A 6,505-nucleotide genomic window follows, 5' to 3' on the forward strand; every position below is an offset into this window, starting at 1 on the left:
GCGAAATGACGGCATCGCAGGAAACATCCGGCAGTGTCCCGGCGCCACCGGCCTGGGTACGACGCCCCGCGAGTCTCGCCAGAGCGGTGACAGCCGAGCTGGTGGAGCGCATCGTCCGCGGCGTCCACCCGCCGGGGACGGCGTTACCCCCCGAGCCCGCGCTGTGCGAGGCGTTCTCCGTGAGCCGCACCGTCGTGCGGGAGGCGGTGAAGATCCTCCAGGAGAAGGGGCTGGTGCAGGTCCGCCAGGGCTCCGGCACCATGGTGACCCCGCCGGCGACGTGGGACATGCTCGACGAGCTCGTCCTCACCGCGACCATCGCAGAGGACGAGAGCCTGGCGATCCTGGACGACCTCGTGGTCACGCGGCGCGTGCTGGAGTCCGACATGGCCAACGTCGCCGCCCGCCTGGCCGGGCAGGACACCATCGATCGGCTCCGCGCCCTGGTGGATCGGATGGACGAGCTGGTGGACGACCCGGTCACGTACGCCGAGAGCGACCGCGCCTTCCACGACACCATCATGCGGGCGTCGGACAACCGCATCGCGCGCGGCGTCGTACGGTCCCTGGAAGGCCAGGTCGTCAACACCGCCCGCTACCTGGGCAGGACCGAGCGGGCCCTGTGCGTGGCCTCGAACCTCGGCCACCGCCGCATCTACGAGCGCATCGCCGCCCGCGATCCCGAGGGCGCCGCCGAGGCGATGTTCAGGCACATCACCGAGGCCTGGATCGTGCGCCGCAGCGGGACGGCCGATCCCGTACGGCTGCGGCGCTAGTACAGGTGCCGGTCTCTCCCCTCTGCTCGCAGGCCTGCTCACCAGCGGCAGCGTCCCGGTGATCGGCATGAACCGGTGGCTGGAGCAGGGCGGTCACGAACTGTTCGTGGTCCCTCTGCGGCGGTCACGGCAGCAGGACCGTCCCGATGCCGAGCAGGGCGCAGATGCCGAGGATGCGCAACATCGGCCACTTCAGGACGAACGTCATGACGAACGCGGCCACGGTGATCGTCGCGGCGACGGGGCTGAGCGTGCCCAGGTCGGGGAGCGGGACGGTGAACGGCCCCCACGTCCAGGTGAAGGTGCGTCCGAACAGGGTGTGCTCGGCGAAGTAGAGCGCCAGGTTCGCGATGACGCCCACCACGGCGGCGGTGATGCCGGTCAGCGCCGCGCTGATGGCGGCGTTGTGGCGCAGCCGCTCGACGTAGGGGGCGCCGAGGAAGATGAACAGGAAGCACGGCACGAACGTCACCCAGGTCGTCAGCAGCGCCCCCAGCAGCGCGCCGGCCCATGGGGCGAGGGCGCCGGGGTCGCGGTAGGCGCCGAGGAAGGCGACGAACTGCACCACCATGATGAGCGGCCCCGGCGTGGTCTCGGCCAGGGCCAGGCCGCGCACCATCTCGCCCGGGCTCAGCCAGCCGTAGACCTCGACGGCCCGCTGCGCGACGAACGCCAGCACCGCGTACGCGCCGCCGAAGGTGACCAGCGCCGTGCCGGAGAAGAACAGGCCCTGGGTGGTGAACACGCTGTCCGTACCGAGGAAGAGTGCGACCGCGGCCACCGGCAGCCACCAGACGACCAGCCCGACCGCCAGGATCTTGCCCGCCGACCGCCAGCTCGGCTGGGCATGGTGCAGGGCGTCGTCCGGAATCAGCGGTGCCGGGCCGCCGTCGCCACCGTGCCCGCGGCCGGGCTTGAAGACGTGCGGAGCCAGCCGGTGGACCAGCCACCCGACGCCGGCGGCGGCGGCGACCACGACGGGGAACGGCACGCCGAACAGTGCCAGCGCGGCGAAGGCGGCCACGGCGAGGGCGACGAAGAAGGGATGGGTGAGCGAGCGCTTGGCCACCCGGATGACGGCCTGGGCGACGATCGCCAGCACGGCCGGAGCGATCCCGGCGAACAGCGCCGTCACCACGGTGGTGTCCTGCCACAGGATGTAGACGGCCGACAGGATCAGCAGCGCGAGCATGCCGGGCAGCACGAACAGGCTCCCGGCGACCAGGCCGCCGCGGGTGCCGTTGAGCAGCCAGCCGACGTAGATGGCGAGCTGCTGGGCCTCGGGTCCTGGCAGCAGCATGCAGTAGTTGAGGGCGTGGTTGAAGCGTTGCTGGCCGATCCAGCGCTTCTCCTCCACCAACGTGCGCTGCATGACGGCGATCTGCCCGGCCGGGCCGCCGAACGTCTGCAACGAGATCAGGAACCAGGCTCGCACGGCCTGCCGGAACGGGATCACATCGCGGGTCGCTTCGATGGTCATAGCGGCCTTTCAGCGGAGGGCAGACGGACGGATCGGAAGATCCGCCACAGGGTCAGGTCGTAGGCGGTCTTGGCGGCTCCGGCCAGCACGAACGGCAGCGCCAGGCCGAAGGGCAGGAGGAAGCCGGCCAGGGCGGGCCCGGCCGGGCGGGTGAGGTAGCGGGCGGTGTTGGTGACGGCGGCGGCCGCGGTCCGCTCCTCGGCGGGGACCAGGGCCATCACGTACGCCTGCCGGGTGGGGACGTCCATCTGCGACAGGCAGGCCCGCGCCATCAGCAGCGCGATGGCGCCGCCCAGGCCGGGCGCGAACGGGACGGCGGCCAGCAGCAGGTTGGACGGGACGTGCGTGAACACCATCGTGCGCAGCAGCCCGACCCGCGCCGCGACCACCGGGGCGGCCAGCAGGGACGCGGTCTGCAGCACCCCGAGCACGGCGAAGGTGATGCCGATGGTCTGCGTCGTGGCGCCGTAACGCAGGCTCAGCCAGTAGCCGATATAGGCCTGCACCACGAAGCCGCCGGCCAGGCTGTCCACCGCGAACAGCGCGGCCAGCCGCGCCACCGGGCCGCGCGAGCGGGCCAGCATCCGGGATCCCGGCGACACAGCGGGCGCCTCGACGCTGGTGGGCAGTCGGGCGGCCAGGCCCATGCCCGCCGCACCGACCACCGCCAGGACTCCGCCGAGCAGCCGCCGGTCCGGCGGCAGCGCGCCGAGGAGCGCGCCTGCCGTCCCGGCGACGGCGGCGACCGCGTTGTACAGGCCGAAGCCTCGTACCACCTCCCGCTGGGGGCGACCGGTGCCGGCCAGCATGACCTGCTCCAGCGTGGTGAACGGCCCGGACTCCATCACCTCGACCGACAGCGCGCCGGTCAACGCCACCCCCGCCAGCAGCCACAGCGGCGCTCCGGCCGCGATGACGATCCCGGCGCACACCAAGGCTCCGTACAGGGCGGCGTAGACAAGGCGGCGGCCGGCCCGGTCGCCCCAGCGGGCCAGGGCGAGACTGGAGACGCACGTGCCGGCCAGGATGGCCGCCAGCATCAGCCCGACCTCAGCCGGAGTCAGGCCGTCGAGCCGCAGGATCGCCCCGAGTTGGACGGCGGCGACGCCATAGCCGAGGCCGCGCAGCGCCTGGGAGGTCAGCAGCAGGCCGGCCGTGCCTGTCACGCCGGTTCCCGTCCCAGCAGCAGCGCCCGCCGGTGGAACTCGTACAGCCCGTCGAAGACCGGCCCGGTGATCTCCAGCACCCGCTCGTCGTCGCAGATCATCGACAGCCCGCGCAGGATCACGTCCACGCCGGGCGCCTCCGGGGCGTCGAACCGCTCGTCGTCGATGTCGGCCTCGTGCACGATCTCGGCCAGCTTCCACAACACCGGGTCGTCCAGCTCGTACCGGCGCAGGATGGTCTCGAAGCTGCAGTCGCCGCCGTGGTGCGACAGCTCGGCCCCGCGCATGTCGAACGGCGTCGCGTCGACCGGCACCAGCGCCGGATCGTCGACGAACACGAACTCCGGCTCCGGATCGACGTGCCGCCGGATGAGCCAGGCACACGCCGCCCGGTCGATGTGCACCCCGGCCCGCGTCGCCCACTTCATCGCGCGTCCTCCGCCACGACCGCCTGAGCCAGCGCACGCACGACGCGCTGCGCGGTCTCCCGCTCGGCCGGCGGGAAGTAGTCACGCCGCCCGATCCTGCGCAGCTCGGCCTGCAACCGCTTCACCGCCCGGCTCCGCTCCCCCGGCCGCGCCGACTCGGCGGCCTCGACCTGCTCGATCACCGCCCGGTACTCGGCCGCCCGCGCCCGCCGCATCTCCTCGGCGATCGTCTTCTCCTGCGCCGCGTTGCCGGGGACGGCCAGCCACACGGTGGACGTGCCGTCCATCTCGCCGATCTCCTCGGCGATCCAGTCGAGCTGCTCCCGGGTACGGGCGTCGGCGGGCAGCGCCACCAGCCCGTCTCCCAGCCTTGCCACGCCGAGCCGATCGAGCTTGCGCCAGATCGTGATCCGCAGCGTGGACGGCTGCCGGGGGATCCGGTAGGCGAGCAACACCCACTGGCCAGTCGTGCCCATCACCGCCACCTCCATCACAGTAACCACTGTTACAGTAGCCGACGTTGCAGCAAAGTGTCACCTGCCAGCAACAATGCGAATCACGAACACCACGCGCGCCTTGCCCGCCCCCTCCTCGGCATCTTCAATCGGGGTTTGTCGATGGATTAAGTAGGAATTAGAGAGTACGGGTGAACGTTCGCGGGCTCCGGCCTCTTGCGGCGGCGGCCGTGGCGGTGGTCTCGATCACCGCCCGCGCAGGCAGTACAGGCACCGGCTCGGACGGCAAGGTGCAGCTGTCGCTGGTGGCGTACTCCACGCCGCAGGCGGCCTATGAGCAGATCATCAAGGCCTACCAAGCCACCCCGGAGGGCAAGAACGTCACCTTCACCAAGTCCTTCGGCGGCTCCGGCGACCAGAGCCGCGCCGTCGAGGCGGGCCTGAAGGCCGACATCGTCGCCTTCTCCCTCGAACCGGACATGACCCGCCTGGTCAAGAAGGGCCTGGTGGCCGAGGACTGGAACGCCGGCCCGGCCAAGGGCATGGTGACCGACTCGGTCGTGGTCATCGCCACCCGCAAGGGCAACCCCAAGGCCCTCAAGACCTGGGACGACCTGACCAAGCCCGGCGTCGAGGTGATCACGCCCAACCCGTTCACCTCCGGCGGCGCCCGCTGGAACGTTCTGGCCGGCTACGGCGCCAAGTCCGACAAGGGCGCCGACAAGCAGACCGGCGTGGACTACCTGCACGCGCTGTTCGCCAACGTCCCGGTGCAGGACGACAGCGCCCGCAAGTCACTGCAGACCTTCTCCAGCGGCAAGGGCGACGCCATCATCGCCTACGAGAACGAGGCGATCTTCGCCCAGCAGAGCAACCAGCCGCTGGACTACACCGTCCCGGACGCCACCATCCTGATCGAGAACCCGGTCGCGGCGGCCAAGAACTCCGCCCACCCCGCCCAGGCGCAGGCCTTCCTGAAGTTCCTGTTCACCCCGCAAGCGCAGAAGATCTTCGCCGACAACGGCTACCGCCCGACGACCGGCGGTGTGCCGGGGGCCTCGTTCCCGAAGCCGCCCGCGCTGTTCACCATCGCCGATCTCGGCGGCTGGGAGAAGGTCACCGCCGAGTTCTTCGACCCCAAGGGCAGCATCATGGCCCACGTCGAGCGCAAGCTCGGCGTCTCGATCGAGAAATGACGCCCGTGTCCACCACGACCGTCCTGGGGCCGCCTCCCCCGGCCGCCCCGGAACGGCGGCCCCGCTCCCCGCGGAGCGCGACAACGCTCGGGCTCGGTGCGGCCGTGCTGTACCTGAGCCTGATCGTGCTGATCCCGCTGGCCGCGGTGGTGTGGCGGTCGCAGGAACGCGGCCCAGGCTACTTCCTCGACGCCATCACCACCCCCGACGCCTGGGCGGCGCTCACCCTCACCATCGGGGCCTCGCTGATCGTCGCCCTGATCAACCTGGTCATGGGCACGCTCATCGCCTGGGTGCTGGTCCGCGACCGCTTCCCCGGCAAGGCGGTCGTCGACACGATCATCGACCTGCCGTTCGCGCTGCCCACCATCGTCGCCGGCCTGGTCCTGCTCGCGCTCTACGGGCAGAACAGCCCGCTCGGCGTCAACATCGCCTACACCCGCGCCGCCGTCGTCCTGGCCCTGCTGTTCGTCACCCTGCCGTTCGTGGTGCGCACCGTACAGCCGGTGCTGCTCGAACTCGACACCGACATGGAGCAGGCCGCCGCCTCCCTGGGCGCGAGATCGTCGCAGATCTTCCGCCGCGTCATCCTGCCCAACCTGGTCCCGGCGATGTTGTCGGGCACCGCGCTGGCGTTCGCCCGGTCGATGGCCGAGATCGGCTCCGTCGTGCTGATCTCGGGAAACCTGCCGTTCCAGACCCAGGTCGCCTCGGTCTACATCTTCGGCCAGATCGAGACCGACAACCCCATCGGCGCCGCCGCGGCCTCCACCGTGCTGCTGATCGTCGCCCTGGCCACGCTGGCCGCCCTCGATCTCCTGCAACGATGGGGAAGTCGCCGTGGCTAGGTAGCTGGTGTTAAGAGGTCGATCCTGGTCGGTTGCGTCTCGATCGCGGTCTGCTGAGCCGGGCCTGCGATCGAGCTTGGGTGGCCCAACCATTTGCGGGGTTCGGGCCGGCCCTGCGCTGCCGAGTCGTCCACAGGGGTCCTGAGTGGTGTCCAC

Annotated in this window: 7 protein-coding genes; 3 read left to right on the plus strand and 4 right to left on the minus strand. The window is 71.0% G+C overall.

What is annotated here, in order from left to right:
- Nucleotides 1–86 precede the first annotated feature (86 nt).
- The gene (locus tag ABD331_RS59390) at nucleotides 87–776 is read left to right on the plus strand and encodes a FadR/GntR family transcriptional regulator (RefSeq protein WP_344496224.1); all 690 of its coding nucleotides are present in this window, start codon (nucleotides 87–89) and stop codon (nucleotides 774–776) included.
- A gap of 124 nt (nucleotides 777–900) precedes the next feature.
- Here the strand turns inward: ABD331_RS59390 and chrA are convergent, their stop codons facing one another.
- The 4 genes from chrA to ABD331_RS59410 are packed head-to-tail and all read right to left on the minus strand — an operon-like array spanning nucleotide 901 to nucleotide 4,326.
- Nucleotides 901–2,256 carry a chromate efflux transporter gene (gene chrA / locus ABD331_RS59395; RefSeq protein WP_344496225.1) on the minus strand — a complete coding sequence of 452 codons (1,356 nt, stop codon included), beginning with the start codon at nucleotides 2,254–2,256 and terminating at the stop codon, nucleotides 901–903.
- Complete coding sequence (locus tag ABD331_RS59400) at nucleotides 2,253–3,422, minus strand: MFS transporter (protein ID WP_344496227.1); 1,170 nt, start codon at nucleotides 3,420–3,422, stop codon at nucleotides 2,253–2,255. The genes chrA and ABD331_RS59400 overlap by 4 nt, the downstream gene beginning before the upstream one ends.
- Nucleotides 3,419–3,850: a chromate resistance protein ChrB domain-containing protein gene (locus tag ABD331_RS59405; protein ID WP_344496229.1), complete on the minus strand. Its 432-nt coding sequence runs from the start codon at nucleotides 3,848–3,850 to the stop codon at nucleotides 3,419–3,421. Before ABD331_RS59405 ends, ABD331_RS59400 begins: the two co-directional genes overlap by 4 nt.
- Nucleotides 3,847–4,326: a Chromate resistance protein ChrB gene (locus ABD331_RS59410; protein WP_344496231.1), complete on the minus strand. Its 480-nt coding sequence runs from the start codon at nucleotides 4,324–4,326 to the stop codon at nucleotides 3,847–3,849. The genes ABD331_RS59405 and ABD331_RS59410 overlap by 4 nt, the downstream gene beginning before the upstream one ends.
- Nucleotides 4,327–4,496: 170 nt before the next feature.
- Between ABD331_RS59410 and ABD331_RS59415 the strand changes: the two genes are divergently transcribed.
- Together ABD331_RS59415 and cysT are read left to right on the plus strand one after the other, a co-directional pair.
- On the plus strand, nucleotides 4,497–5,501 hold the full coding sequence (locus tag ABD331_RS59415; protein WP_344496233.1) for a sulfate ABC transporter substrate-binding protein: 1,005 nt from the start codon (nucleotides 4,497–4,499) through the stop codon (nucleotides 5,499–5,501).
- A 5-nt stretch (nucleotides 5,502–5,506) separates the two neighbouring features.
- Entirely contained in the window at nucleotides 5,507–6,349 is an 843-nt protein-coding gene (gene cysT / locus ABD331_RS59420; RefSeq protein WP_344496235.1) for a sulfate ABC transporter permease subunit CysT, read from the plus strand.
- Nucleotides 6,350–6,505 lie beyond the last annotated feature (156 nt).

Origin of the sequence: Nonomuraea monospora, assembly GCF_039531895.1 — a bacterium.
GTDB lineage: Bacteria > Actinomycetota > Actinomycetes > Streptosporangiales > Streptosporangiaceae > Nonomuraea > Nonomuraea monospora.

Coding starts and splice junctions, on each gene's coding strand:
- chrA (WP_344496225.1), bottom strand. CDS start 2,256: ATGACCATCGAAGCGACCCGCGATGTGATCCCGTTCCGGCAGGCCGTG.
- ABD331_RS59410 (WP_344496231.1), bottom strand. CDS start 4,326: ATGGGCACGACTGGCCAGTGGGTGTTGCTCGCCTACCGGATCCCCCGG.
- ABD331_RS59405 (WP_344496229.1), bottom strand. CDS start 3,850: ATGAAGTGGGCGACGCGGGCCGGGGTGCACATCGACCGGGCGGCGTGT.